This window comes from Flavobacterium sangjuense, assembly GCF_004797125.1.
GTDB lineage: Bacteria > Bacteroidota > Bacteroidia > Flavobacteriales > Flavobacteriaceae > Flavobacterium > Flavobacterium sangjuense.
Map to the genome: position 1 here is coordinate 1,867,232 of NZ_CP038810.1, position 25,533 is coordinate 1,892,764.

Sequence of the window (25,533 nt, forward strand, 5' to 3'; positions counted from 1 at the left end):
TTCTTTTCCGTTTTTTTGCCTTTCCTTTGCAGAATAAATTTTTTACCTCGAATGGATAACATTCTGTTGATTTTTCTCTGTTTACTCATGGGTTTGGGTATGCAACGAGTAGCAGCTTTTCCAAAAAGCGGACACTTAGCTCTTAACCAATTTATAATTTATATTGCTTTGCCGTCTCTGGCTTTGTATTATATTCCTAAGGTTTCGATTTCTACGGATTTACTTTATCCATTAGGCGTAGCCTGGATTGGATTTCTCTTGTCTTTTGTTTTCTTCTATGTTATCGGAAAAAAATTAGGTTGGCCCAATCGGCTTATCGGTTGTTTGATAATTACAGCAGGTTTGGGTAATACATCCTTTGTTGGTTTTCCGATAATTCAGGCGCTTTATGGTGACGAAGGTTTAAAAACAGCCATCATAGTCGATCAACCGGGAACGTTTGTCGTCATGGCAACACTTGGAATTATTACGGCCGGAATTTTTGCCAAAGGCAATACAAGCTCAAGCGATATTGTTAGAAAAATTTTGCTGTTTCCACCTTTTATTTGTTTTGTCATTGCGTTAACTATGAATGTTTTGAAAGTTGATTTTAATGAACATTTTGATACGGTTTTTCAAAAATTAGGCGCAACGGTAACTCCATTAGCTTTGGTTTCCGTCGGCTTGCAGTTAAAGGTTGATAAACGAAGCCAGCATTGGAAATTTCTCCGGTTGGGATTACTTTTTAAATTAATTATTACACCGGCGATTTTCTTTTTGCTTTACAAAATTTTATTAGGAGGCAAAGGCTTAGCAGTTGATGTTTCTGTCATGGAATCGGCAATGGCGCCAATGATTACTGGAGCCATTTTAGCTTCGAATTATGGTTTAAAACCAAAATTGAGCAGTATGATGGTGGGAATTGGAATACCTTTATCTTTCCTGACACTAGCTTTTTGGTATTTTATTTTAAACACATTTTAAATTACCATGGGTTTAAACCCACGGCAATTCAAAAAGTATTTGCCTTTTTCTTTTGTTATAGTTACTTTTACTTTTCAAATTATAGCTCATGTCATTATCTCCCGAAATACTTCAAAAATTATCCAATATAGTTGGTGATTCTTTCATTTTCACTGATAAAGAAATCTTAAATCATTACGGTCACGACGAAACAGAAGATTATGTTTTTCCGCCAAACGTTGTTGTTAAACCGGCAAATGCTCAGGAAATTTCAGCTATACTAAAAGTGGCCAACGAATATAAAATTCCGACAACGCCAATTGGCGCCAGAACTGGTTTGAGTGGTGGTGCTTTATCGGTTTATGAAGGTATTGGTTTGTCAATGGAACGTCTGAATAAAATTCTGGAAATTGACGAGCAAAATCTGCAAGTCACAGTTGAACCAGCCGTTATTAATCAGGTATTGCGTGAAGCTGTTGCCGAAAAAGGCTTGTTCTATCCTGTTGATCCAAGCAGTATGGGAAGTTGTTGGATAGGTGGAAATATTGCCGAAAATGCAGGCGGAGCAAGAGCTGTTAAATATGGCGTGACCAAAGATTATGTGCTTAATTTAGAAGTGGTGTTACCCAATGGTGAAATCATTTGGACAGGCGCAAACACACTCAAAAATTCTACAGGATATAATTTGACTCAATTGATGGTAGGCAGTGAAGGAACGCTTGGTGTAATTACAAAAGCAGTTTTAAAATTGTTGCCAAAAAACAATCATAATGTATTAATGTTGGTTCCGTTCTATGATGCAGCCCAAGCTTGTGAAGCTGTTTCTGCGATTTTCAGAGCGGGAATTGTTCCAAGTGCTTTAGAGTTTATGGAACGCGAAGCGATTGACTGGACGTTACGTTTGGTTGAAGGAATTAGTGTAAATGTCAAACCCGAACACCAGGCGCATTTGTTGATTGAAGTCGATGGAAATTATCCTGAAATTTTGATGCTTGAAGCCGAAAAAATCATGACAGTTGTTGAACAGTTCGATATCGATGAGGTTTTGTTTGCGGATACCGAAGACCAGAAAGCTGCTTTATGGAAAATGCGTCGTTCAGTGGCTGAAGCCGTTAAATCGAATTCAATTTATAAAGAAGAAGACACCGTTGTACCAAGATATATGCTTCCTGAATTATTATCCGGAATCAAGAAAATAGGAGAGAAGTATGGTTTCAAATCGGTTTGTTATGGTCATGCCGGAGATGGAAATCTTCACGTCAATATAATCAAAGGCGATATGACCGATGATAATTGGGAAACGCAAGTGCCATTGGGAATTCGTCAAATATTTGAACTAACGGTTTCTCTAAAAGGAACACTTTCGGGCGAGCATGGCATTGGTTATGTACAAAAGAATTTTATGGACATTGCCTTTTCCAAAGCACATTTGGAGTTGATGGAAAGTATAAAGCGCGTCTTTGACCATAATAATATTTTAAATCCGGGAAAGATTTTCCCTGATGAGTTATAAAAATAAAAATCCCGATTGCTCGGGATTTTTATTAATCTCTTTTTGGAGAATTTTTCTTTTCGCGTTTTTCAGCTTTCTTTTCTTTTGCCGTCTTCAGAGGTTCTTTTTTTACGGCTTTCTGAACGTCTTTTCCTTTTGCCATGGTATAAATATTTTTGAATGGTTAGTAATAGTGAGATAAAGGTAAATACTATTTTTTATAAACCCAATTGTTTTTTTATGCTTTCGCTAAAAATCGCCTGAAAAGAAGCTAACTGATTGGCATCATCCAAGTTAAAAAACTTCCATTCATTGTTGGTTGTTTCATCTATGACAGCTACATAAGTTGTCGTTCTTCTTACGTTAAAGCTATTTCTTTTGGGTTCAAATGTTACGTCTTTACTTTTAGTAATTTGCTTTAACCAAGTGGCTTTTTCTGCAGATGTTTCAGTAGTTAATTTGGTTTCAAAAAAGTAACGCAATGGATTTCTGAAGGTAATCACGCAAAACGATTTGCCTTCTATTTTCTTGATTACACCATATTGAAAAGGCAACGTTTCCAATTGTTCGCGTAAACGGTATTCATCGTTTCCATAATATTTATCGAGTTTTTCGAGCATCAAATCTTTGCCAATGCTCTTTACTGTTTCTGGATGTAATAATGAAACAATGCCTTCAAAATCCATTAGGTAATTGGCTTCATAAAATTTTTTGGAAGCTACTTTCATACTTTCAGATGATTGTGAGAAAGCTGAAATGCTTAGGAAAAAACAGCATAATGGTATTAGATTTTTCATTTTCATTTAAATTTGATATTCAAATATAAAAAATCCCCAACAGTTTTTGCCATTGAGGATAATTTAAAGTGATTAGACTAAAAGCTATTTTTTTGTCAAAATATCAATCACAACGGTTCTGTTATAGAAACGCTCTTCAGGATATTTGTTTTCAAATGGTGCGAGATTTTCATCTTCCCCATCTCCATGAATATCAAAAGTTATGTTGTTAGTGCCTGCATCAGCCAAACTTTTTATTAATATTCCTTTTACATCGTTGGCTCTGGCCAAAGATAAATTTTTGTTATAATCGGTTTCACCAATGATATCTGTATGTCCTGTTATAATAACGGTGTCACCATTTCTAATTTTAGGGGTTACGATATCGGTTAAATATTTTTCATAAATAGCAATCGATTTTGATTCATTGAATTCATACAATACACTAAAACGAATGCTTTCCTGAACTACTGGTGCTACATATGGCACTATATGCACGGTAGTTTCTTTAGTCAAGGTTTTACCAGCAGCAGTTGTTCCCGTTAAAGTTACCATATAGTCACCTTCGGGCTGATTACCCAATATGGTTTTGACAGGAATGCTAACTTTTGGTTGTGCAAAAGGACCGTAGTTTTTGCTTTTGCCTCTAGAATCTTTTAAATTAACAGACCAAGTGGTGAAACTTTCTTTAGAGGCTGATGTATCAAAAACTACTGCGTCACTATTGACTGCTTGTTCCATAGAAATAATTTCGATAGGTTTCAAAGGCGCCTCGGGACCACTTTGAAATTCCATTAACAAGGCTGGTGATGAACTTTCAATAGAAACTCTTCGGTCTCCTTCTCTCAATAAAGCTAGTTCTAAAGTTCCACCAGGTTGCTCAGAAGCGATTACAGGTTTTACTCTTCCTTCAATGGCGATACGGTTTCCATTAATACTGAAAACGTTGACCAAATAGTTCTTGATAGATTGTGCCATGGCACGACCATCATCAGCACCGTTATCAGAAGAACCTACTAAAGTAATTGTGCTTGATGGATTTTTACCCATTCGGTCACCAAGAATATTTAAGATATTATAATATACTACCATCTGACGTTCTGAACGACCTGACATGTTTTTTGGAGTATCAAATGAGATTTGGTCTTCTTTAAAATCAGCCACTTGATTTTTCTTAAGTAAAATATAACGGCTTGATATTTCTGATGAACCCGCATCAAAAAACACATAATTACGAATTGGGAACACTTCTCTTACTTTTCGAGCAGTAGTTTGTTGCGTTGGAGCCGTAACAGTAAGTTGTGCTTCACCCGCAACAGCAGTTTCTATTGGATGACCTTGACCAAATTTCAGAATTACACCGGCTCTTAAAGTAGATACATTCCACGTTTCAGTAGAACGTGGATTTTGACCAAAGTAAGGTTGATAAGCCACAAATGGTGATACTACCCATTGAGTTTTGGCAGTTTCTGAGTTTATCGGAATGTCATAACCCATTCCAATTTGCATTGAAACTATAGTGTTTTTAACGTCACTCAAATCACCTTTTACAGCTGGATTGGCAGGCTGCAAAGGAAAATTAGGATTGGTTCCCAATTGGTATTCAAAAGATTTTGACTGATTGAATGCTATTCTTGGTCCACCATATAAATAAAAGTTACCATTAAAAGGAGCAAAACGTAAACTTGGTTCAATTGTGATGTAGCTCAATTTGGTTTTCAAATCGGCTGGACAATCACAAGGAGTAATCACTTGATTAAATTTACCACTTCTATCATCATAACCTGCTTGTAACATAAAACCAAAACGGGAATTTGGTGCGTGATATTCTATGGTTGGAGCCAAATATAATTCGATACCAAATCCATTATGGAAAGCAGTCGGTGATGTAAAATCGGCATTTAGTTGCTGAGTTGAACCTCTATAAAAGTTAAAGTTGGTTCCTGCTGCTGCGCCAAACCACCATTTGGGTTTGCTATATTGTGTCTCCTGTGCGTATGCGGAAGTTAAGCCGCACAATAAAACTAAGGAAAAAAGGATAGTTTTATAATTGCTGACCTCGATATTCTGAGCGGTCATGGGTGTTAAATTATTGTTTTTCATAATTGTATGTTTATAAATCCCTTCCGAAGAAGGGATTCTATTAGTGTAGAAGAAATAAAAGTTTTTAATTAAGGTACGTTTACAGTAGTATTCACCATGGTAACTGACGCTATAAGCGAAAGTGCTCTTCCGTTCAATACAGTTTGAGCAGCATTTCCTGCTGTTGAAAACGTCACTCCCGAGTTGGCAATGATAGTTCCTACCATCACACCACCGCCGGCAGCGTTAATGGTTGCAGCACTTCCTACATACCAAAAGACATTTTTAGCCAAGGCACCATTGATAAGGTTGACACTTTTAGCTCCGGTTGGTCCGGCTATTCCAACAGTTAAACCTGAAGCTGTTTGGAAAACCCATACCGCATTTGGATCACCTTGCGCATCCAATGTTAGGTTTCCGTTACTGATATTGAATGAACCACTGGCGGATTTATATATTCCGGGCGTTAAAGTAAGACCTCCTAATTCACCTGCTCCAGGATCAGTTCCGCCGGGCATAGAAGCCGGAGAAATACTTAAATAAGCTGCATTTGCATCGGCTAAACCTTGTGTGGCAATAGCAAATGAAGTCGCAGTTCCCGGTGCTGGTGGTGCTGTATAAATGGCACCTGTTACAAAACCTTTATTCAAAGGTGTTTCCGTATAAATTGCAGTAGCATCATGAAAACCAGTTACAAGTGTAGAAGCCGCTGTAGTTGAAATACTTCCGTTATTAATAACCGTATTCAACCCCTGATTGGTAACCCCGGCGTTTCCGCCAAAGGCTCCAAACATGGCTGCTGTTCCTAAGTTAGGAGCTATAGAATTATTCAAAGTGGTAAAATTCCATACATAATCATTAGCCAACGCTACTCCGGCAACATTTTTGGCTGTTGTGCTAATGCTTGCGGTATAAACAGTATTTTCTAAAAGAGGACTATTGGGTGTAAATGAAGCTGTAGTACCAAGATAAGTTACATTTCCGTTTATTGTATTTGTTCCTTGTTTTAGTGTAAAACTTGCCGGTATTGTTAACGGATTCATAGTCATATCAAATGTTGCAGTAACTACTTTATTAAGTAGTACACCATTTTCATTTGGTGTAGGACTTGTTGAAATTACTCTGGGAGCAATGATAGTACCAGTTGTAAAACTCCATGTGTAATCAATATTAATAGGAGTCCCTGCTGTGTTTTCAGCTCCAGTCGTAATAGTAGCGGTGTAAACCATATTGGCACTCAGATTAACATTTGGTGTAAAAAAAGCAGTGTTGCCAAAATAAGTAACTGCACCCGATATAGGTGTCACTCCTTGTTTTAAGGTGAAAGTCGTTGTGTTTATTGTCAACGGATTCATAGGCATATTGAACGAAGCGCTAAGCACTTTATTCAATACTACATTGGTTTCATCATTTGTTGGATTTGTTGCTATAACTCTGGGTTGTAAAGTAGAACCCGTAGTGAATGTCCAAATATAATCTTGTTGTAGGGCATTTCCGTTTAAATCTTTAACAGCTGTTGTAACCTTACCAACATAAGTAGTGTTTGGTGTTAGATTAAAATCAGGTGTAAAGGTTGCTGTTGTTCCCGAATAGGATATTGTTCCCGCAATAGTGGATGCGCCAACAATAGTAAATGAAGTCAAATCAATTGTTTCGGGATTCATCTCTTCATTGAAGGTCACCGTAATGATTTTGTTTAATGGCACGCTTGTAGCACCATCTAAAGGATTAGTTGCTGTTACGATTGGGCACACGCCTAAGGCTTCCTGAAAATCATCCTTAGCACAACTAGTAATTAAAGTTACAATAGCAATAGCTAATGTGACTAGTAGGTTTTTTTTTCTCATTTTGTTTTTAAATTAAAGACAAAGGTGACTTTTACTAGCTAGCTATTGTTATACAACTATTTGTTATAGTTGTAAAATTCACGGTTTTCTAAAATGAAATAAAAAATCCCCAACAGTTTGAACCATTGAGGATTGTATTTATCGCTATAGACTTTATTACAATTCTTCCAGTTGAATGCGTTTTTTGTATTGTTTTATTTTTTTAAAATAGGTTGGTGTTAGTCCGGTTACTTTTTTAAACTGATGTGATAAATGGGCTACACTACTATATTCCAACAGGAAACTAATCTCCGTTAACGATAATTCATCATACAAAAGCAATTCTTTAACACGTTCTATTTTGTTCAGAATGATATAATTGACGATTGTTGTTCCGGTAACTTCTGAAAAAAGGTTAGCAAGATGCGTATAATTATAATCTAACTCTTTACTCAAATATTCTGAAATATTTACTTTAGGATACTTTTCTGAGTAGTGAATCAGTTCTATAATGGCAGTTTTGGTCCTCTCGATGAGCATTGATTTTTTATCATCCATCAATTCCAACCCCTTTTTTAACAAGCCTTTGCGGAGTAATTCTCTATCTTCACCATGAATGGTTTTTTTTAACGTGACTTCACCTAAATCTACTGTAGAGTGTTCTAATTTTAATTTGTCTAATTCCTCTTTTACTGCCATTTTGCAACGAAGCGAAACCATATATTTAATGTGTATTTTCAATGTAAATGAGAATTGCGTTATAAAAGGAAGCAACTTTTGAAATCCAATAGTTTTTATATTTCCGATTCCAGTAAAGGTACTCCATTTGACGGCGCAAATCTAATTTACTTTGCACTAATACTTTTGTATAATTCTTATTTAGATTTATATTGTTCACAGTTTTTTGATACAAGCAAAAAAAAACCCAACAGTTTGTACCATTGGGGATTGTATAAAATTATGTTCAAAAATTTACTAGTGAACCAAAACCCATTCACCAGATGCAATCATGCTTTCGGCTTTTTTGAATTTCATGGTTTCGGTTTTTCCGCTCATCACATGTTTGATTGTAACAGTGTCGTTACGGTTAATTTTTGGAGTTTCGCGAACTATAGTTTCAGTTACTTGTGGTCGTTGTTGCATTTGACTTGCTTCACGATTCGCACTTTCGCTGGATTGAATTTCGTCTTTACTTTCGGTGTAATTTTGTTTTTCACGAACCTGACGAGCTTCCTGAATGCTTTGGTTTTGCTGTGGTAAATCACCTTTAAACAAGAACGAAATCACTTCTTTATTCACACCGTCAAGCATAGTTCTGAACAGGTTGAACGCTTCTAATTTATAGATTAGCAATGGATCTTTTTGCTCATGAACCGCTAATTGTACCGATTGTTTCAATTCGTCCATTTTTCGTAAATGCTTTTTCCAGGCTTCATCTACAATCGCTAATGTGATATTTTTTTCGAAGTCAGCTACTAATTGTGCTCCTTGTGTATCGTAAGCTTTTTTCAAATCGGTAACGACATTCAAGGTTTTGATTCCGTCAGAGAACGGAACGATGATGCGCTCGAAAGTGTTTCCTTCTTTTTTGTAAACATCAGTGATAATTGGCAATGCTTCACGTGCACTTCTTTCCGTTTTCTCAGTATAATAGGCCAAACCGGCTTTATATACTTTTCCTGTGATTTCCATTTCTGATAATTTCTCGAATTCGGCAGCTGAAACCGGAGAAGTTATAGAGAAATAACGAATCAACTCAAATTCAAAATTTTTGAAATCGTTTCTGCCTTTGTTTTCGCTTACGATTAATTCGCAAGTGTCATACATCATATTGGCAATATCCAGTTTCAAACGCTCACCAAACAAGGCGTGACGGCGACGTTTGTATACTACTTCACGTTGTGCATTCATTACATCATCATATTCAAGCAAACGCTTACGTGTTCCGAAGTTGTTTTCTTCCACTTTTTTCTGTGCACGTTCAATAGACTTGGTCATCATCGAATGCTGAATCACTTCACCTTCTTTCAATCCCATTCTGTCCATGATTTTAGCAACCCTGTCTGAACCGAATTTACGCATCAAATCATCTTCCAAAGACACATAAAACTGTGAACTTCCCGGGTCACCCTGACGACCGGCACGACCACGTAACTGACGGTCAACACGACGCGAATCATGACGTTCGGTACCAATAATTGCTAAACCACCAGCAGCTTTTACTTCCGGAGTAAGCTTGATATCGGTTCCACGACCAGCCATATTGGTTGCGATTGTTACTACACCAGGTTTTCCGGCTTCTTCAACAATCTGTGCTTCCTGTTTGTGCATTTTTGCATTCAGTACATTGTGATTTACACCACGTATTTTTAACATTCGGCTTAATAATTCTGAAATCTCAACCGATGTTGTTCCAATTAATACAGGTCTTCCGGCTTGTGATAATTGGGTTACTTCTTCAATAACAGCATTGAATTTTTCACGAACCGAACGGTAAATCAAATCTTCTTTATCAATTCTCGCCATTCCACGGTTAGTTGGAATTTCAACTACATCTAATTTATAGATTTCCCAAAGCTCACCAGCTTCTGTTACCGCTGTTCCTGTCATTCCGGCCAATTTGCTGTACATACGGAAATAATTCTGTAGTGTAATCGTAGCAAATGTCTGTGTTGCCGCTTCAATCGTAACCTGCTCTTTGGCTTCAATGGCTTGGTGCAATCCATCAGAATAACGACGACCATCCATGATACGACCAGTTTGTTCATCAACAATCAAAATTTTGTTATCCATGATAACATATTCTACATCTTTTTCAAACAGCGTGTAGGCTTTTAGCAACTGTGTAAGTGTGTGAATTCTTTCTGATTTTATTCCGAAATCCTGGAATAACTTTTCTTTGGCTTCAGCTTCTTTGTCTTTATCAAGATTTTGTTTTTCGATGTTGGCAATTTCAGTTCCAATATCGGGTAAAATGAAGAATGATTCGTCAGTATCTTTTGAAAGGAATTTGATTCCGTTATCCGTCAATTCTACCTGATTGTTTTTCTCTTCGATTACAAAATACATCGCTTCATCAACTTCCGGCATTTTACGGTTGTTGTCTGCCATGTATTCGTTTTCTGTTTTTTGAAGTAATGCTTTTACACCTTCTTCACTTAAGAATTTGATAAGCGCTTTGTTTTTTGGCAAAGATCTGTATGCTCTCAACAATTGGAAACCGGCATCTTTCATGTTTCCTTCTTTAAAGAAACGTTTGGCTTCGGTTAAAAATCCATTCGCTAACTGACGTTGTAAATTGTAAAGGTTTTCAATTTTTGGTTTTAATTCGTTGAACTCATGACGATCACCATCCGGCACCGGTCCGGAAATAATCAATGGCGTTCTGGCATCATCAATCAATACCGAATCCACCTCATCGACAATCGCATAGTTGTGTTTTCTTTGCACCAAATCTTCCGGCGAATGCGCCATATTATCACGTAAGTAGTCGAAACCAAATTCGTTATTGGTACCATAAGTAATATCTGCTTCGTAAGCTTTTCTACGCGCATCAGAGTTTGGCGAATGATTGTCAATACAATCAACAGTCAATCCGTGGAATTCAAACAATGGTGCTTTCCAGGTGCTGTCACGTTTCGCTAAGTAATCATTCACGGTTACTAGGTGAACGCCATTTCCTGTCAACGCATTTAAATAGAGTGGAAGTGTCGCTACCAAAGTTTTTCCTTCACCCGTTTGCATTTCCGAAATTTTACCTTCGTGCAATACGATACCACCAATCAACTGAACGTCGTAGTGAACCATGTCCCAGGTAATTTCTTTTCCGGCAGCATTCCATTGGTTTGCCCAATTGGTTTTGTCACCAACTAAAGTTATATAGGGTTTTGTTGCTGAAAGTTCTCTGTCTTTTTCGGTTGAAGTAACCGTAATGGTAGTATTTTCTTTGAAGCGACGTGCCGTTTCTTTGATTACGGCAAAAGCTTCAGGAAGGATTTCTTTCAATACTTTTTCTGAAATTTCGTAAGCTTCTTTTTCTAGAGCATCGATAGCGTTGTAGATATCTTCTCTTAAATCAATATCAGCGGTATTTTCAGCCTCTAGTTTTTTGGCTTCAATTTCGGCATCTTGTTTTGCTCGGGCTTGTTTTATTTTTTCTTTAAACTCCGCTGTTTTAGCTCTTAATTCATCATGGGAAAGTGATGCTAATACAGGTTCTAAAGCTTTTATTTTGGTTATGTAAGGTTGTGTAGCTTTGACATCTTTTTGAGATTTGTCGCCTACAAAAGCTTTGATAATGCTATTTATGAAACTCATAATTGGGTTGGTATTTTATATTTTTAACGGTGTGCAAATTTAAACAAAAAAAAAGCCCTCAATGGACTTTTCTCTTTTGTGATTTTTTATTTTTTAATATTCATCCTCATTCCAAAGGTAATCTTCGTCGGTTGGATAATCTGGCCAAATCTCTTCCATAGATTCGTAGATTTCACCTTCGTCTTCTATAGATTGTAAATTCTCAACTACTTCAAGAGGCGAACCGGTTCTGATTGCGTAATCTATAAGTTCGTCTTTGGTTGCTGGCCAAGGTGCATCACTTAAATACGATGCTAATTCTAATGTCCAATACATCTTCTATCGATTTTAATTTAATGCAAAAATAAATTTATTACTGAAAAAGTCAAGTTTTTTTTGATTTATTTTTAAATATGTTTAAGAACGTGTTTTTTTAGTGGTCAGAGCTCAGTTTTTAGTGGTCAATGAACGACTGCTTTCTGAATACTTTTTACTGAACACTATTTCCTCGGAATCCATTGTACTTCATCCGCGTTCAGGTCTTTGGACAACTTCCGTGCCAAGACAAAAAGGTAGTCAGAAAGTCGGTTTAAGTACTTTATTACAAGTTCATCTGTTGGTTCTAATTCGTGTAAATGTGTGGCTAAACGCTCGGCTCTACGGCACACACAGCGCGCAATGTGACAATATGACACAGTAGTATGTCCGCCAGGCAGCACAAAGTGTGTCATTTGTGGTAAAGCCTCTTCCATTGTATCTATTTCCTTTTCGAGAAATTCGATATCACTTTCTACAATTCCCAAATTTTGTAATCGGGGTTGACCGTTTTTCAGGGTTTCTTTTTCCGGTGGAGTTGCTAGAATTGCGCCAACGGTAAACAAACGGTCCTGGACTTCAATCAGCACATTTTTGTATAGCTGATTGATTTCCTGATCACGGATTAAACCAATGTGAGAGTTGAGTTCATCAACAGTTCCGTAACTTTCTATTCGGATATGATGTTTTGGGACACGAGTTCCGCCAAAAAGCGCTGTAGTTCCTGTATCTCCGGTTTTGGTGTAGACTTTCATGGTTGTAAAGTTGCTAAGGTACTAAGGCGCTAAGGTACTAAGTTTTATTCAGAGATTAAATCTAAAATGGCATTAACGAATCGTTGTTGTGAACCTTCGCTGTGATTAAAATACAAATCGGGTTCAATACACTCAACTTCCATAAGATGCAGTTGGTTGTTGATAATGATTCCGTCGACTCTTGCGTATAATAATTTTTCACTAAACGTATTTACAACATTTTGTGCCTGATTGATTAAATCCTGATTGGGTTCGGCAGAAACATAGTTTCCACCAAATTGGATTTGCACTCTAAAATCGTCTTTCGCCGGTTTTTTATTGACACAGTGGGAAAACTTTTTGTTGAAAAAGATAAAGGAAGTTTCACCTTCCGAGACGATTTCAGGTCTGAATTCCTGGAGTAATAATTCTTTTTCGGAAGCTATTGATTGGTATTGTAAATTAATTTGTTCCAATTGGTCAATTTCAAAGACTTTGGTAAGATAGGCACCGCCGGAATAAGCTGGTTTTATTACCCCTTTTGTCCAGTTTTTTGGAATGATTTCTTCTAAATTTAATGTTGTAGTTTTATCTATAAAAACCGTTGGAAGTATTTTGATTCCTTGATTTTCTAATTCCCGAAGATAAAATTTATGTTTGTTTTTTTGGACTATTTCAATGGCGTTCAGGGTTTTGATTCCTGAAGTTTGAATGTAATCAAGCCATGTATTGAATTGGTATTCTTTTTCAAAATAATCCCAGGTATTTCTAAAAATCAGGTAATCAAAATCGTTCCAGTTGATGGTTGTATCATCCCAAACGGTTGCACTTGCGGTGATATTATGTTTGGCTAATTCCGGGATTAAGAATTGATCGGTTTGATAGAGTTCGGGAAATTTTTCACAGGTTAATAAGGCAATTTTCATCACAATTACAAATGATCAACGTTTGGACTGTCACTTTCTATCATTCCGTCTTTTAAACGAATGACTCTGTGAGCATACTTGGCAATGTCTTCCTCGTGGGTAACTACGATAACCGTATTTCCGTTTTTGTGAATGTCGTTGAAAAGATTCATGATTTCGACCGAAGTTTTGCTGTCTAGATTTCCGGTAGGCTCATCGGCCAAAATAATAGAAGGTTTGTTGACCAAAGCTCTGGCAATGGCCACACGTTGGCGTTGTCCACCCGAAAGTTGGTTGGGCTGGTGATCCATTCTGTCGGAAAGGTTTACTTGTGTCAAAACTTCTGTCGCGCGAACATTTCGTTCGGATTTGGAATGGCCTGCGTAAATCATTGGCAAAGCCACATTATCTAAAGCGGTTGTTCGTGGTAAAAGATTAAAGGTTTGAAACACAAAACCAATTTCTTTGTTTCTGATTTCGGCTAAATCATCATCATGCATCTGGCTAACATCATTACCATTGAGAATATAAGTTCCCGAAGTTGGTGTATCCAAACAACCCAAAAGGTTCATAAGCGTTGACTTTCCGGAACCTGATGGTCCCATTAACGCTACATATTCTCCTTTATTGATTTGTAAATCGATGCCTTTTAAAACGTTGATGGTTTCATTTCCGAGTTGGAAATCACGTTTTAATTTTTTGATGTTTATTAATGGATTTGCCATTTTTTATTGCAGAATTTTGATAAAAGTAAGAAAAGAAAATTAATTTGTTGCCTGATGGAACCATTGTCCAAAATCATAGCCGGCTTTCGCTATAATTATTATTCCTAAAACAATTACAAACCCCAACAGTATTTTAAACTGTTTTGATTTTAAGAAGTTGTGAGTTTCCATGATTTAAATTTTAGTTTGGCTATTGGTAGGCTAAAAGATTTAATTGTTACAGCTGCATGACTAAATACAGATTGCAAAACAACAATGTAGCAATTGTGTAAAAGCTTTACATAAATGTATAACAAGTCAGCATTGAAAAGAAAGTAATTTTACATATAACTAATAATAACAAATAATAGTATTATGAAAAAAAGTGTTTATGTAGTCGGAGTTTTGGCAATGGTAGTTTTAGGATTTGCATCTTGTAAAGATGAAAAGCAAGCTCAAGCCGAAAAAACAGTTAATAATTATGTAGTATATGTTGACTCATTAGATAATGTATCCGCTGATGATGCCAAATCAAATTGGGAAGCAATTGATCAAAGCTATCAAGTTAGAATTTCTGAAGCAGAAGCATCATTAGCTGAATCAGATAATGAAGCCTTAAGAGAAAAATTAGCGGTTAGCAAAGCAAAATATGAAGCATTAAAAGCTAAGTATCAAGCAGAGTTAGAAGCAGAAAAACAGGTTGTTAGAACCCCAAATCAATTGTTGAGAGACCGATTTTTTGGAGAAGGTAAAGTTGGCGAAGACATGAATTTTTCGTGGGTAAACAAAGACAATATTTTACAGGTTTATCAGGACTTTTTAGATTCATATGAAAAAAATAAAGGCGATTTCACCAGAGAAGATTATGATGAAGTGAAATTGATTTATGAAGCATTAGACAGCAGAAAAAATACCGTTGAAAAAGAAGGTTTAACTTCAGAAGACAATAATAAAATTGCCTCTATAAAATTCAGATTTGCACCAATGTTCAAAATGAACCGTATTGGAGCCAAAGCAAGAGAAAATGAAGAAGCAAAAGAATAAATGATTAAATTGGTTTTGTTTAATTCGGGGAATGGCAATCAGGGATGGTTGCCATTTTTCATGCTCTAATCACAAAATGTTCCTTTGGTTGTTCTTGGCGAAAGAAAACAATTCCCCATTGAAAAGTATCAATAGTAACGGTAACTTTTGGATGTTTTTTTATAATTTTCCAAGCTTCTGTCATATCATTACTCCAATGAATGTCATCAAAAATCCAAACACTTTCGTTGGTTATGGTTGGCAATAATAATTCGAAATAATCTAAGGTTGCTTGTTTGGAATGGTTACCGTCAAAGTAAATAAGTTGGAAGTTGGAAGCTTGAAGTTGGGAGTTTTGCAAATAGTTTTTGAATTCCGTATTTACACATTCAACATTATTGATATTGAATTTTTGCAATTGATATTGACATTGAATAAGTGTGTTTGGGCATCCTTCTAATGTTGTAATTTTAGCTTTCGAATTTCCCAACGAAAGGGCAGAAGTCGCCAAACCTAATGAAGTTCCAATTTCCAAAATCCTTTCAGGCTGAAAATAATTGGTAATCCTGAAAAGTAATTCCGCTCTTTTTTTTGAAATTCCGGCATTCCCGGCAATTTGGTTTATCGCTCGAGTGTTGCTTTTAAAAACCTTTGAACCGGCACCAAAATCGATTACCTCAATGGTATCGTAGTTTTCTAAAAGCTCTTTTCTGTAGTTTTTGAGAATGGAATATTCAGCATATTTTTCCTTGTCATAAAAGCATTTGGTTACCAATGAAAATACAAAAGGCGAATGCACCCCGTGTTCGTTTTTGGAGTTCCAGAGGAAGTTTAGATATGATTTTATTATTTGTATCATATTTTCTCGCGAAGGCGCAAAGGCGCAGATTTTACTTTGCGGCTCAGCGACTTTGCGAGCCAATTATATTTTATAAAAATTACTCCATTTTTGAAGAAAGCTCAAACCAGCGTTCTTCTTTTTCTTCCATTTTTTTGATGATAACTTCCAGTTCTTTGGCTTTTGCCGTAATGTCAGCATCAGCGACTTTGCCTTCTGAAAATAAGTTTTCGATTTGCTTTTTCTCGTATTCCAAATCCTTGATTTCGCGCTCAATTTTGTTGAACTCTTTTTGTTCATTGAAATTCAAGCCTGTAGCTGTCGAACTATTTTGCTTCCAATTGACTTTTTCAGTACTAACATTAGATAAATTCTTTGGTTCAGCCGAATCTTCATACGCTCTGAAATCGGAATAATTCCCGGGGAAATCTTCAATCTGTCCTTCGCCTCTAAAGATGAATAAGTGATCCACAATCTTATCCATAAAATAACGGTCGTGCGAAACAACCAATAAACATCCAGGATAATCCAATAAGAAACTTTCCAATACATTCAACGTCACAATATCCAAGTCATTCGTTGGCTCATCGAGAATCAGGAAGTTCGGATTCTGAATCAAAACCGTACACAAATACAAGCGTTTCAATTCGCCACCACTTAGTTTTTCTACAAAGTCATATTGTTTTTTGGCATCGAACAAGAAACGCTCTAATAACTGCGAAGCCGAAATGATTTTTCCTTTTGTCAGCGGAATGTATTCGCCATATTCTTTGATGATATCAATTACTTTTTGTCCCGGTTTTGGATTGATGCCACTTTGGGTATAATAACCAACTTTTATCGTATCGCCAATCACAACTTTCCCTGCATCGGGAATCATAGTCTTGGTTAGAATATTTAAGAAAGTCGATTTTCCGGTTCCGTTTTTGCCAATGATTCCGATGCGTTCGCCCCGTTGAAAGTCATAAGTGAAATTGTCCAGAATGACACGGTCTTTGAATTTTTTATACAATTTATGAAGCTCAATAATCTTGCTGCCCATACGTTCCATATTGATTTCAAGCTCGACTACGTTTTCCTTTCTTCGACTTTCGGCAACGGCTTTTATTTGGTAAAAATCATCCTGACGCGATTTTGATTTGGTCGTTCTCGCTTTTGGCTGACGACGCATCCATGCCAATTCTTTTACGAAAAGGTTTTGAGCCTTGTCAATCGTTGAGTTTTCCATCGCAATGCGCTCTTCTTTCTTTTGCAGATAATATGAGTAATTGCCTTTGTACTGGTATAATTTTCCGTTGTCTAATTCGATGATTTCGTTACAAACGCGCTCCAAAAAGAAACGGTCGTGTGTTACCATAAACAGCGTAATATTTTCTTTAGCAAAATAACTTTCCAGCCACTCAATCATCTCTAAATCCAGGTGATTCGTTGGCTCATCCAAAATCAACAAATCAGGACGATTGATTAGAATTATTGCCAATGACAAACGTTTTTTTTGTCCACCGGAAAGATTTTTCACTTTCAGTTTTAAATCGTCCAGTTTTAATTTGGATAAAATTTGCTTGAACTGTGTTTCAAAATCCCAGGCATTAAAACGATCCATTTCGTCAAAAGCCAATTGGTATTTTTCCTCGTCTTCCGGATTTTCGAGCGTTTTTTCATAGCGTTCAATTACGTGTAGAATTTCGTTATCCGATGCAAAAATACTTTCCTCAATCGTAAGTTCTTCCTGAAGCTGATTGGTTTGGGAGAGAAACGCCATTTTGATGCCTTTTCTAACGACAACCTGGCCAGTGTCTGGCTCGTCTTCGCCATTGATAATCTTCATGATACAGGTTTTTCCCGAACCATTTTTGGCAATGAAAGCGATTTTTTGGTCTTTGTTGATGCCAAAAGAAATGTCTTTAAACAAAGTTCTTTCGCCAAAGGATTTCGATATGTTTTCTACTGAAAGGTAATTCACGGGTAACAATTTTTTGCAAAAGTAGATTATATTTGTCAAATGCAACTATCGGTTATCATCCTTAATTACAATGTGCGCTACTTTTTGGAGTTGTGTGTTTTGAGTGCGGAAAAAGCCATTCAGAATCTGGATGCCGAAATCATTGTCATCGATAATAATTCTTCTGATGACAGTTGCGCGATGATGAAACAGCGTTTTCCAAGCATCAGACTGATTGAAAACAAAGAAAACTCAGGCTTTCCAAAAGGAAATAATATTGCGGTTAAGGAAGCCAAAGGCGAATACATTTGTATTTTAAATCCGGATACGGTTGTTGCTGAAGATACGTTTGAAAAAGTGCTGGCTTTCGCCAAAAGCAAAACTGATTTAGGAATTGTAGGTTGTAAATTGATAGACGGAACCGGCAACTTTCTACCTGAAAGCAAACGTGGAATCCCAACACCTTGGGTTGCTTTTACTAAGATTTTTGGTTTGTATAAGTTCTTTCCAAAATCATCGTTGTTTAATAAATATTACGCCCAGCATTTAGATAAAAACCAAACCGGAAAAGTCGAGATTCTGGTTGGTGCTTTTATGGTCATGAAACGCGAATTGTATAACGAAATTGGAGGTTTTGATGAAGATTGCTTTATGTATTCGGATGACATTGACTTGAGTTATACGGCATTGAAGAGAGGAAAATCGAATTTTTATTTCCACGAAACAACTGTAATTCATTACAAAGGAGAAAGCACTGTAAAAGACGGAACTTATATGAATCGTTTTCAGGAAGCGATGAATTTCTTTTATAAAAAACATTTCAAAGTGTCGGTTTTCTTTTCCCTATTCATGAAGATTGGAATCGTATTCTTTTCATTTGTTAAAATGTTTCAGGGAAAAGTCAAGTCAAAAACAAGTCCGGAAAATTATCTGTTAGTTTCTGATAATGAAAACATAAGAGAAAAATTAGAAAACAAACTTCAAAAAAACGTAGAAAGAACGATTTTAGAAAACGGAAAAATAGTATTTTCGCAATCGATTTCGGAGAAGAAAAATGCGGAAGTAATTTTGGACACAAATTATCTGAGTTTTGCCGACGCCATATCTTTTTTCGAAACAAATAAAAACAAGTCGTTTACGCTTAAACTGTTACCAATGCAAAGCAATTTTATCATTGGAAGCAACAGTAGTAACGATAGAGGTGAAGTAATTAATTTGTAGAAAAACACGGTAATCGCTTTTTCTTTTATTAATTTTGCAGACGAAATTGAAAAACACAACTTTAGTTTACACATATGGCAAAGTTTGAATTGAAATTACCAAAAATGGGTGAAAGCGTTGCGGAAGCAACCATTACAAATTGGTTAAAAAACGTAGGTGAGAAAATCGATGCCGATGAAGCTGTTTTGGAAATCGCTACCGATAAAGTTGACAGCGAAGTACCAAGCGAAGTTTCAGGAACTTTAACCGAAATTTTATTTCAGGTAAATGACGTTGTAAAAGTTGGACAAACGATTGCTATTATTGAAACGGAAGGCGGAAGCGCTGCTCCGGCACCAGAAGTAAAAGTAGAAGAAGCGCCAGCTGCTGTAGTTGAAATTGCTAAAACAGTTGAAGCCGCTAAAGAAGCAGTTGCACCAGCCGATTTTAAATCATCAGATAAATTCTATTCTCCTTTAGTTAAAAATATCGCCACTGCTGAAGGAATTTCTGTAGCAGAATTAGAATCAATTGCAGGTTCCGGAAAAGATGGCAGAGTAACTAAAGAAGATATCCTAAATTATATTAAAAACAGAGGAAGCCAGCCAGCAGTTGCTGCTCAACCAGTTTCTGCGCCGGCAACTCCATCAGTTCAGGCTGTTCCTGTTTCTGTAAATGGTGGCGACGAGATTGTGGAAATGGATCGTATGCGTAAACTGATTTCAGGTTATATGGTCGCTTCGGTACAAACATCAGCGCACGTACAATCTTTTATCGAAGTTGATGTTACGAATATCGTAAAATGGAGAGACCGCGTTAAAAATGCTTTCGAAAAACGTGAAGGTGAAAAACTAACGTTTACACCAATCTTTATGGAAGCTGTTGCGAAAGCATTAAAAGATTTCCCTGGAATGAACATTTCGGTTGATGGTGAGTTTATCATCAAACGTAAAAATATTAACCTTGGAATGGCTGCTGCATTGCCAAATGGAAACCTGATTGTTCCCGTAATCAAAAATGCTGACCAGTTAAATTTAGTCGGAATGGCAAAAGCGGTAAACGATTTAGGAAACCGCGCCAAAGCTGGAAAACTAAAACCGGACGACACACAAGGCGGAACGTATACGGTAACGAATGTCGGAACTTTTGGTTCTGTATTCGGAACACCAATTATCAACCAGCCACAAGTTGGAATCTTAGCGCTTGGTGCGATTAGAAAAGTACCTGCAGTTATCGAAACTCCGGAAGGTGATTTTATCGGAATCCGTCAGAAAATGTTCTTATCACACTCTTACGATCATAGAGTTGTAGATGGCGCATTAGGCGGAAGCTTTGTAAAACGAGTAGCCGAATATCTGGAAGCATTTGATGCGAATAGAGAATATTAAAATAAATAAAAACCCTGACTACTCGTCAGGGTTTTTTACTATATCTCCATCAACAATAAATGTAGACTTATCCGAGAACCTGTATTCACCCTTTTTAAAAACGATGGTGTCTGCCATAACTACTTCGTATGTATAAACACCTTTAGGCAATTCATAAAAATACTCTTTGCCTCCTTTTTGGATAACCAGTTCTTTTTTGATTTCGTCACCTTCTTCGGTTTTACGGGTAATAATGAAAGTAATTTTGTTGTTTAGTTTGTTTTTAACACAAACATTTTCAATAACCGTCAGGTTTGCATTTTTAGCTTTAGAGGGTGTGAAAATGGCGATTAATCCACTGAACAGTATTTCGCCTCCTTTAACTACATACGACAGGTCAGATTGAGAAAAGGCTAACATCGGGCATAACAACATTATCAGTAATGCAGATTTGCATTTTGTTTCAGCTTTACTTTTTGAGATTGGTTTCATGATATAAAAGTTTTGAGATTAAGTAAAGCTAGCTGTCCATAGAAGTATATTTTGTTTTTAAGATTATGAAGTAAAGTTGCAACCCATTTATAAGATATCCTAAAGGAGAACTTTTAAAATCCATAATGATTCTTTTAAACTTCAAAAGAAAACTGTTGAATAAAAAAATAACACTATTTATCACACAATAAAGTATTAAAAATCACGTTATTAGTATAAGTGTTTCTGTTGACACGAATGCCTCTAACCAACTTTTATTTACTAATGACAACCGGAACCAAAATTCGCCTCTTCAGAGAGAAAAAAAGATTGTCTCAGGAAGAATTGGCTCACCTTGTAGGTGTTAGTCAAGTCACCATCGGAAACTGGGAACAAGGGAAAAGCATCAAGCACGAGTTTATCCGAAAATTGGCAATCGCACTTGAAGTTTCTACCGATTTTTTATTGGAAGATATCCAAAATGCAAACCTGCAGGCAAATCCAAATATGGAAACTTTTGGTAACAACTTCGAAATCACCATCAAAGCACCCAATCATTTGTTTGACGATTTAAACAAGAAAATGGATTTTATCATCAACCGATTTGGTGACACAAAGTAGTTTTATAAGTATAGTATTGCAATTCAATCCTGCTTTAAAAAATCAGGATTTTTTTATGTAAAAAAATAAAATAATCGACCAACGGTAACCGCAATATTTTATATTTGTCAACTAACTTTTTAAAATGGAATTAAAACTCACGCGTCCTATTTGTTTTTTTGATTTGGAAACCACAGGTATTGAAGTGGCCAAAGACAGAATAGTGGAAATATCCATTTTTAAAGTATTTCCCAACGGAAACAAAGAAAGCAAAACATGGCTGGTGAATCCAACAATTCCAATTCCACCATTTGCGACCGCCGTTCACGGAATTACCAACGAGAAAGTAGCCAACGAACCAACATTCAAAGAACTGGCTTCCCAAATACATGCAATGATTAAAGATTCAGATTTGGCCGGATTTAATTCAGACCGATTTGATATTCCGCTTTTGGCCGAAGAATTATTACGTGCTGAAGTCGACTTTGATATGAAAAACAGGGTTTCAGTTGATGTGCAGACTATTTTCCACAAAAAAGAGGAACGAACATTAAGTGCTGCTTATAAATTTTATTGCAATCAAAGTTTGGAAAACGCACATAGTGCTGAAGCCGACACGATGGCAACCTATGAAATTTTGAAAGCACAATTGGACAGATATGAAGATTTAGACAACGATATGAAAACGCTTTCTGAATTTACGACCCGAAAAAAATCGGTTGATTTTGCAGGTTTCATAGCGTTGAATAATGAAGGGCAGGAGATTTTTACTTTCGGAAAACACAAAGGCGCATTGGTTGATGAGGTTTTGGATAAAGAACCGGGTTATTTTGGTTGGATACAAAACGCGGAATTCCCATTGTATACGAAGAAAGTTTTAACCGGAATCAAATTAAGAAAATTGAATAATAAATTTAATTAGAACAAAGAGCAAAGAAGAAAGAGTAAAGACAATTTAAGAAGAATGTCTTGCTTCTTGTTTCTTGCTTCTATTCTCTTATCATGAAAATAATCTGTATCGGAAGAAATTATGTCAATCACATTGCCGAGCTCAATAACGAGCGTCCGGATGAACCCGTGATTTTCATGAAACCTGATACCGCAATTCTTCCAAAGAAAACACCTTTCACCATTCCCGAATTCAGTAATGATGTGCATCACGAAGTGGAAATTTTGGTAAAAATATCAAAAGTGGGTAAATATATCGACACTAAATTTGCCCATAAATATTATGAAGAAATAGGTTTGGGAATCGATTTTACGGCAAGAGATCTTCAGAACAAGTTGAAAGAGAAGGGTTTGCCATGGGAAAAAGCAAAAGCTTTTGACGGTTCAGCGATGATTGGTGACTTTCATCCGATAAATCAATTTAATTCAACAGAAAATATTACTTTTGAGTTGCAAAACAACGGAAAAACCGTTCAAAAAGGTAATACTAGTCATATGCTTTGGAAAATTGACGAAATAATTTCACACATTTCACAATATTTTACACTCAAAAAAGGCGACATCATTTTCACTGGCACACCCGAAGGCGTTGCTAAAGTGACACCAAACGATATCCTCGAAGGATTTATAGAAAACAAAAAAGTACTAAGATTACATATTAAATAATGGCAATAAACTACAACCTTTCAAAAGTTTACGCTCTTTCAGACAATGACCCTGAATTCGTAATGCAAATTATTACACTATTTGTTACAGAAGTCCCTGAAGACTTGAAGCAAATTGATTTAGGTATCAAAACAAAAGACCATAAACTGGCGTATAGCTATGCTCACAAAATAAAACCGTCACTAGATTTAATAGGAATGACGGTTGCTCACCAGGAAATTCTTGAAGTTGAAGCTTGGGGAAAAAGAGAAGGAAAGCGCAAAGAAATCAATGATACTTTCGCAAGTATTCAAAGTCAAGTGGAAAAAGCGGTAAAAGAAATCAAGAAAGATTTCGAATTGTAAAAATTGAAGCGATTGGTTCGGGAGTTATCGGTTATGGTAATTCCCGCTTTTCGTTTCAATCTTTTTTAAATTACCACGGGTTTAAACCCGTGGCTATTCAAAAAAGGATTTCCACTGCAATCGGGGCTAAAAAGCTAACCTTTTGATTTTTTTTAAACTCTGCAACTTTGCTACTCTGCAACTTTGAAACTTAATAGATGAAGGCAACCATAGTTACAATCGGTGACGAAATTCTAATCGGGCAAATTGTTGATACCAATTCGGGTTATATTGCCAAAGCGTTAGATAAAATTGGTGTGCAAACTACCGAAATGCTTTCCATTTCCGACGATAAGCAACACATTCTAAACACATTTTCGTCACTACAAAACAAAGTCGATTTGGTTATCATAACTGGCGGTCTCGGACCAACAAAAGATGATATTACCAAACATACTTTTTGTGAATATTTTGATGATACTTTAGTTGTAAATCAGGCTGTTTTGGCTCACGTTACCGAGATGATTGAAGGATTTTACAAACGTCCAATCACACAATTAAATAAAGATCAAGCTTTGGTTCCGTCTAAATGTGAAGTGCTTTTCAACAAAATGGGAACAGCGCCGGGAATGTGGATGAAAAAGGAAAATACCGTTTATATTTCATTGCCCGGCGTTCCGTATGAAATGAAATATATAGTCGAAAACGAGATTATTCCAAAGATTGTTAAAGAATACAAACGACCATATATTATTCACAAAACCATACTGACTTACGGTCAGGGCGAAAGCTTAGTGGCAGAACGAATTGAAGATTGGGAAAACAATTTACCAGAATTTATAAAGCTGGCCTATTTACCAAATCCGGGAAGAGTGCGTTTGCGTTTAACCGCTCGCGGAGAAAATAAAGAAGTTTTAGAAAAAGCTATTCAGGAAAATGTACAATCATTAGCCAAAATCATCGGAGACATCATCGTCGGTTTTGATGAAGACGAAACCATAGAAGTTATTATTGGAAGATTGCTTCGTCAACAAGGCAAAACAATAGCCACAGCCGAAAGTTGTACAGGCGGGAAAATTGCCCAAATGCTGACAGCAGTTTCAGGAGCTTCGCATTATTTTCGCGGAAGCGTGGTAAGTTATGCAACGGATACCAAAATTTCAGTACTGGGTGTCAATGCTAAGACCATTGAAAAGTTTACAGTCGTAAGCGCAGCAGTAGCTTCAGAAATGGCAGAGGGAATCAAAAAGCTAATGAAAACAGATTATGCAATTGCCACTACAGGAAACGCCGGGCCAACAAAAGGTGATGCTGATGCTGAAGTCGGAACTGTTTTTATTGCAATAGCAACGCCTGCGACTGTTTTTGTGGAAGAATTCAATTTTGGGCAACCACGTGAAAAGGTGATAGATAGAACGGCAAATAAAGCATTGGAAATAATGCAGGCGGCAATTTTAAAAAATGCTTTTAACTAAAGTCGGTTGTTAATAAATTTGTTCAAAAAAAGGATTCTTTTCTACTGAAAAAAAGCAAATAAAAAAAAAGCAAAAAATCTGCAATAATAATTTTGCTACAATGATTTATTTTTCTTAAGTTTGCACCCTGATTTTGAATAACGATAAAAGATAAGCATAATGTCAAGAGTTTGTGACCTTACAGGTAAAAGAGCGATGGTAGGAAATAACGTTTCTCACGCTATGAACAAAACTAAGAGAAAATTTTCTGTTAACTTAGTTAAAAAACGTTTCTATCTTGCTGAAGAAGACAGATGGATTACTCTAAGAGTAGCTGCGTCTACAATTAAAACAATCAATAAAAATGGATTGGCTGCTGTTTTGAAAAAAGCAAAAGTTGAAGGATTTATTAAATAATCTCTATCCAATAAAAATAAAGTAAGATGGCAAAGAAAGGTAATAGAATACAAGTTATTTTAGAGTGTACTGAGCACAAAGGAACAGGTCTTCCTGGAACTTCTCGTTACATTACAAACAAAAACAAAAAAAATACTCCGGATAGATTAGAGATTAAAAAATTTAATCCAATCTTGAAGAGAATGACTGTTCATAAAGAAATTAAATAATTC

The 25,533-nt window shown here is 36.3% G+C and carries 25 protein-coding genes; 12 read left to right on the plus strand and 13 right to left on the minus strand.

The features are described from left to right. Positions 1-51 precede the first annotated feature (51 nt). A complete protein-coding gene (locus tag GS03_RS08050; RefSeq protein WP_136152027.1) occupies positions 52-963 on the plus strand; it encodes an AEC family transporter in 912 nt (303 codons plus the stop codon). Between the two features lie 88 nt (positions 964-1,051). Next, positions 1,052-2,455 carry an FAD-binding oxidoreductase gene (locus GS03_RS08055; protein WP_136152028.1) on the plus strand — a complete coding sequence of 468 codons (1,404 nt, stop codon included), beginning with the start codon at positions 1,052-1,054 and terminating at the stop codon, positions 2,453-2,455. Positions 2,456-2,652: 197 nt separating this feature from the next. Here the strand turns inward: GS03_RS08055 and GS03_RS08065 are convergent, their stop codons facing one another. From GS03_RS08065 to GS03_RS13430, 10 genes are all read right to left on the minus strand, one after another. After that, positions 2,653-3,231: a hypothetical protein gene (locus GS03_RS08065; RefSeq protein WP_136152030.1), complete on the minus strand. Its 579-nt coding sequence runs from the start codon at positions 3,229-3,231 to the stop codon at positions 2,653-2,655. Positions 3,232-3,315: 84 nt separating this feature from the next. Next, the gene (locus GS03_RS08070; RefSeq protein ID WP_136152031.1) at positions 3,316-5,313 is read right to left on the minus strand and encodes an OmpA family protein; all 1,998 of its coding nucleotides are present in this window, start codon (positions 5,311-5,313) and stop codon (positions 3,316-3,318) included. A gap of 68 nt (positions 5,314-5,381) precedes the next feature. Continuing rightward, positions 5,382-7,139, minus strand: a complete 1,758-nt coding sequence (locus tag GS03_RS08075) for an Ig-like domain-containing protein (RefSeq protein ID WP_136152032.1) — start codon at positions 7,137-7,139, stop codon at positions 5,382-5,384. Positions 7,140-7,295: 156 nt separating this feature from the next. Continuing rightward, the gene (locus GS03_RS08080) at positions 7,296-7,817 is read right to left on the minus strand and encodes a helix-turn-helix domain-containing protein (protein ID WP_246034036.1); all 522 of its coding nucleotides are present in this window, start codon (positions 7,815-7,817) and stop codon (positions 7,296-7,298) included. A gap of 276 nt (positions 7,818-8,093) precedes the next feature. After that, positions 8,094-11,435, minus strand: coding sequence for a preprotein translocase subunit SecA (gene secA / locus GS03_RS08085; protein ID WP_136152034.1), 3,342 nt, complete (start codon positions 11,433-11,435; stop codon positions 8,094-8,096). 93 nt (positions 11,436-11,528) lie between these two features. After that, positions 11,529-11,750: a DUF2795 domain-containing protein gene (locus GS03_RS08090; protein WP_136152035.1), complete on the minus strand. Its 222-nt coding sequence runs from the start codon at positions 11,748-11,750 to the stop codon at positions 11,529-11,531. 164 nt (positions 11,751-11,914) lie between these two features. Further along, positions 11,915-12,484, minus strand: a complete 570-nt coding sequence (locus GS03_RS08095; RefSeq protein ID WP_136152036.1) for a cob(I)yrinic acid a,c-diamide adenosyltransferase — start codon at positions 12,482-12,484, stop codon at positions 11,915-11,917. Positions 12,485-12,528: 44 nt separating this feature from the next. Further along, positions 12,529-13,389 carry an ATP-grasp domain-containing protein gene (locus GS03_RS08100; protein ID WP_136152037.1) on the minus strand — a complete coding sequence of 287 codons (861 nt, stop codon included), beginning with the start codon at positions 13,387-13,389 and terminating at the stop codon, positions 12,529-12,531. 5 nt (positions 13,390-13,394) lie between these two features. Next, positions 13,395-14,093, minus strand: a complete 699-nt coding sequence (locus GS03_RS08105; RefSeq protein WP_136152038.1) for an ABC transporter ATP-binding protein — start codon at positions 14,091-14,093, stop codon at positions 13,395-13,397. A 39-nt stretch (positions 14,094-14,132) separates the two neighbouring features. Further along, positions 14,133-14,264: a hypothetical protein gene (locus tag GS03_RS13430; RefSeq protein WP_262712297.1), complete on the minus strand. Its 132-nt coding sequence runs from the start codon at positions 14,262-14,264 to the stop codon at positions 14,133-14,135. Between the two features lie 183 nt (positions 14,265-14,447). On the opposite strand from GS03_RS13430, the gene GS03_RS08110 reads away from it, so the two are divergent. After that, entirely contained in the window at positions 14,448-15,116 is a 669-nt protein-coding gene (locus GS03_RS08110) for a hypothetical protein (protein WP_136152039.1), read from the plus strand. 58 nt (positions 15,117-15,174) lie between these two features. Here GS03_RS08110 and GS03_RS08115 read toward each other — a convergent pair whose 3' ends face one another. Next, a complete protein-coding gene (locus GS03_RS08115) occupies positions 15,175-15,954 on the minus strand; it encodes an O-methyltransferase (protein WP_136152040.1) in 780 nt (259 codons plus the stop codon). Between the two features lie 79 nt (positions 15,955-16,033). Next, entirely contained in the window at positions 16,034-17,896 is a 1,863-nt protein-coding gene (locus GS03_RS08120; protein WP_136152041.1) for an ABC-F family ATP-binding cassette domain-containing protein, read from the minus strand. Positions 17,897-17,935: 39 nt separating this feature from the next. Between GS03_RS08120 and GS03_RS08125 the strand changes: the two genes are divergently transcribed. Both GS03_RS08125 and GS03_RS08130 read left to right on the plus strand, forming a co-directional pair. Continuing rightward, entirely contained in the window at positions 17,936-19,096 is a 1,161-nt protein-coding gene (locus GS03_RS08125) for a glycosyltransferase family 2 protein (protein ID WP_136152042.1), read from the plus strand. Positions 19,097-19,170: 74 nt separating this feature from the next. Continuing rightward, positions 19,171-20,463, plus strand: a complete 1,293-nt coding sequence (locus tag GS03_RS08130; protein ID WP_136152043.1) for a dihydrolipoamide acetyltransferase family protein — start codon at positions 19,171-19,173, stop codon at positions 20,461-20,463. Between the two features lie 18 nt (positions 20,464-20,481). On the opposite strand, the gene GS03_RS08135 is transcribed toward GS03_RS08130, so the two are convergent. Then, positions 20,482-20,934 carry a hypothetical protein gene (locus tag GS03_RS08135; protein ID WP_136152044.1) on the minus strand — a complete coding sequence of 151 codons (453 nt, stop codon included), beginning with the start codon at positions 20,932-20,934 and terminating at the stop codon, positions 20,482-20,484. 264 nt (positions 20,935-21,198) lie between these two features. Between GS03_RS08135 and GS03_RS08140 the strand changes: the two genes are divergently transcribed. From GS03_RS08140 to rpmG, 7 genes are all read left to right on the plus strand, one after another. Continuing rightward, positions 21,199-21,534: a helix-turn-helix domain-containing protein gene (locus tag GS03_RS08140; RefSeq protein WP_168710289.1), complete on the plus strand. Its 336-nt coding sequence runs from the start codon at positions 21,199-21,201 to the stop codon at positions 21,532-21,534. Positions 21,535-21,658: 124 nt separating this feature from the next. Continuing rightward, a complete protein-coding gene (locus GS03_RS08145) occupies positions 21,659-22,435 on the plus strand; it encodes a 3'-5' exonuclease (RefSeq protein WP_136152046.1) in 777 nt (258 codons plus the stop codon). Positions 22,436-22,515: 80 nt separating this feature from the next. Next, a complete protein-coding gene (locus tag GS03_RS08150) occupies positions 22,516-23,127 on the plus strand; it encodes a fumarylacetoacetate hydrolase family protein (protein WP_136152047.1) in 612 nt (203 codons plus the stop codon). Then, the gene (locus tag GS03_RS08155; RefSeq protein ID WP_136152048.1) at positions 23,127-23,471 is read left to right on the plus strand and encodes an Hpt domain-containing protein; all 345 of its coding nucleotides are present in this window, start codon (positions 23,127-23,129) and stop codon (positions 23,469-23,471) included. The genes GS03_RS08150 and GS03_RS08155 overlap by 1 nt, the downstream gene beginning before the upstream one ends. A gap of 197 nt (positions 23,472-23,668) precedes the next feature. Next, on the plus strand, positions 23,669-24,925 hold the full coding sequence (locus GS03_RS08160; RefSeq protein ID WP_136152049.1) for a competence/damage-inducible protein A: 1,257 nt from the start codon (positions 23,669-23,671) through the stop codon (positions 24,923-24,925). Between the two features lie 159 nt (positions 24,926-25,084). After that, complete coding sequence (rpmB, locus tag GS03_RS08165) at positions 25,085-25,321, plus strand: 50S ribosomal protein L28 (RefSeq protein WP_121313180.1); 237 nt, start codon at positions 25,085-25,087, stop codon at positions 25,319-25,321. A gap of 26 nt (positions 25,322-25,347) precedes the next feature. Beyond that, positions 25,348-25,530, plus strand: coding sequence for a 50S ribosomal protein L33 (rpmG, locus tag GS03_RS08170; protein ID WP_035126304.1), 183 nt, complete (start codon positions 25,348-25,350; stop codon positions 25,528-25,530). Positions 25,531-25,533 lie beyond the last annotated feature (3 nt).

Bases quoted from the DNA above. Each gene is read 5' to 3' on its own strand.
- GS03_RS08145 (WP_136152046.1), top strand. From the start codon at position 21,659: ATGGAATTAAAACTCACGCGTCCTATTTGTTTTTTTGATTTGGAAACC.
- GS03_RS08160 (WP_136152049.1), top strand. From the start codon at position 23,669: ATGAAGGCAACCATAGTTACAATCGGTGACGAAATTCTAATCGGGCAA.
- GS03_RS08115 (WP_136152040.1), bottom strand. From the start codon at position 15,954: ATGATACAAATAATAAAATCATATCTAAACTTCCTCTGGAACTCCAAA.
- GS03_RS08080 (WP_246034036.1), bottom strand. From the start codon at position 7,817: ATGGCAGTAAAAGAGGAATTAGACAAATTAAAATTAGAACACTCTACA.
- GS03_RS08135 (WP_136152044.1), bottom strand. From the start codon at position 20,934: ATGAAACCAATCTCAAAAAGTAAAGCTGAAACAAAATGCAAATCTGCA.
- GS03_RS08055 (WP_136152028.1), top strand. From the start codon at position 1,052: ATGTCATTATCTCCCGAAATACTTCAAAAATTATCCAATATAGTTGGT.
- GS03_RS08070 (WP_136152031.1), bottom strand. From the start codon at position 5,313: ATGAAAAACAATAATTTAACACCCATGACCGCTCAGAATATCGAGGTC.
- GS03_RS08125 (WP_136152042.1), top strand. From the start codon at position 17,936: ATGCAACTATCGGTTATCATCCTTAATTACAATGTGCGCTACTTTTTG.
- GS03_RS08100 (WP_136152037.1), bottom strand. From the start codon at position 13,389: ATGAAAATTGCCTTATTAACCTGTGAAAAATTTCCCGAACTCTATCAA.
- GS03_RS13430 (WP_262712297.1), bottom strand. From the start codon at position 14,264: ATGGAAACTCACAACTTCTTAAAATCAAAACAGTTTAAAATACTGTTG.
- GS03_RS08150 (WP_136152047.1), top strand. From the start codon at position 22,516: ATGAAAATAATCTGTATCGGAAGAAATTATGTCAATCACATTGCCGAG.
- rpmB (WP_121313180.1), top strand. From the start codon at position 25,085: ATGTCAAGAGTTTGTGACCTTACAGGTAAAAGAGCGATGGTAGGAAAT.
- GS03_RS08105 (WP_136152038.1), bottom strand. From the start codon at position 14,093: ATGGCAAATCCATTAATAAACATCAAAAAATTAAAACGTGATTTCCAA.
- GS03_RS08155 (WP_136152048.1), top strand. From the start codon at position 23,127: ATGGCAATAAACTACAACCTTTCAAAAGTTTACGCTCTTTCAGACAAT.
- GS03_RS08050 (WP_136152027.1), top strand. From the start codon at position 52: ATGGATAACATTCTGTTGATTTTTCTCTGTTTACTCATGGGTTTGGGT.
- GS03_RS08130 (WP_136152043.1), top strand. From the start codon at position 19,171: ATGGCAAAGTTTGAATTGAAATTACCAAAAATGGGTGAAAGCGTTGCG.
- GS03_RS08140 (WP_168710289.1), top strand. From the start codon at position 21,199: ATGACAACCGGAACCAAAATTCGCCTCTTCAGAGAGAAAAAAAGATTG.
- GS03_RS08090 (WP_136152035.1), bottom strand. From the start codon at position 11,750: ATGTATTGGACATTAGAATTAGCATCGTATTTAAGTGATGCACCTTGG.
- GS03_RS08065 (WP_136152030.1), bottom strand. From the start codon at position 3,231: ATGAAAAATCTAATACCATTATGCTGTTTTTTCCTAAGCATTTCAGCT.
- secA (WP_136152034.1), bottom strand. From the start codon at position 11,435: ATGAGTTTCATAAATAGCATTATCAAAGCTTTTGTAGGCGACAAATCT.
- GS03_RS08075 (WP_136152032.1), bottom strand. From the start codon at position 7,139: ATGAGAAAAAAAAACCTACTAGTCACATTAGCTATTGCTATTGTAACT.
- rpmG (WP_035126304.1), top strand. From the start codon at position 25,348: ATGGCAAAGAAAGGTAATAGAATACAAGTTATTTTAGAGTGTACTGAG.
- GS03_RS08110 (WP_136152039.1), top strand. From the start codon at position 14,448: ATGAAAAAAAGTGTTTATGTAGTCGGAGTTTTGGCAATGGTAGTTTTA.
- GS03_RS08095 (WP_136152036.1), bottom strand. From the start codon at position 12,484: ATGAAAGTCTACACCAAAACCGGAGATACAGGAACTACAGCGCTTTTT.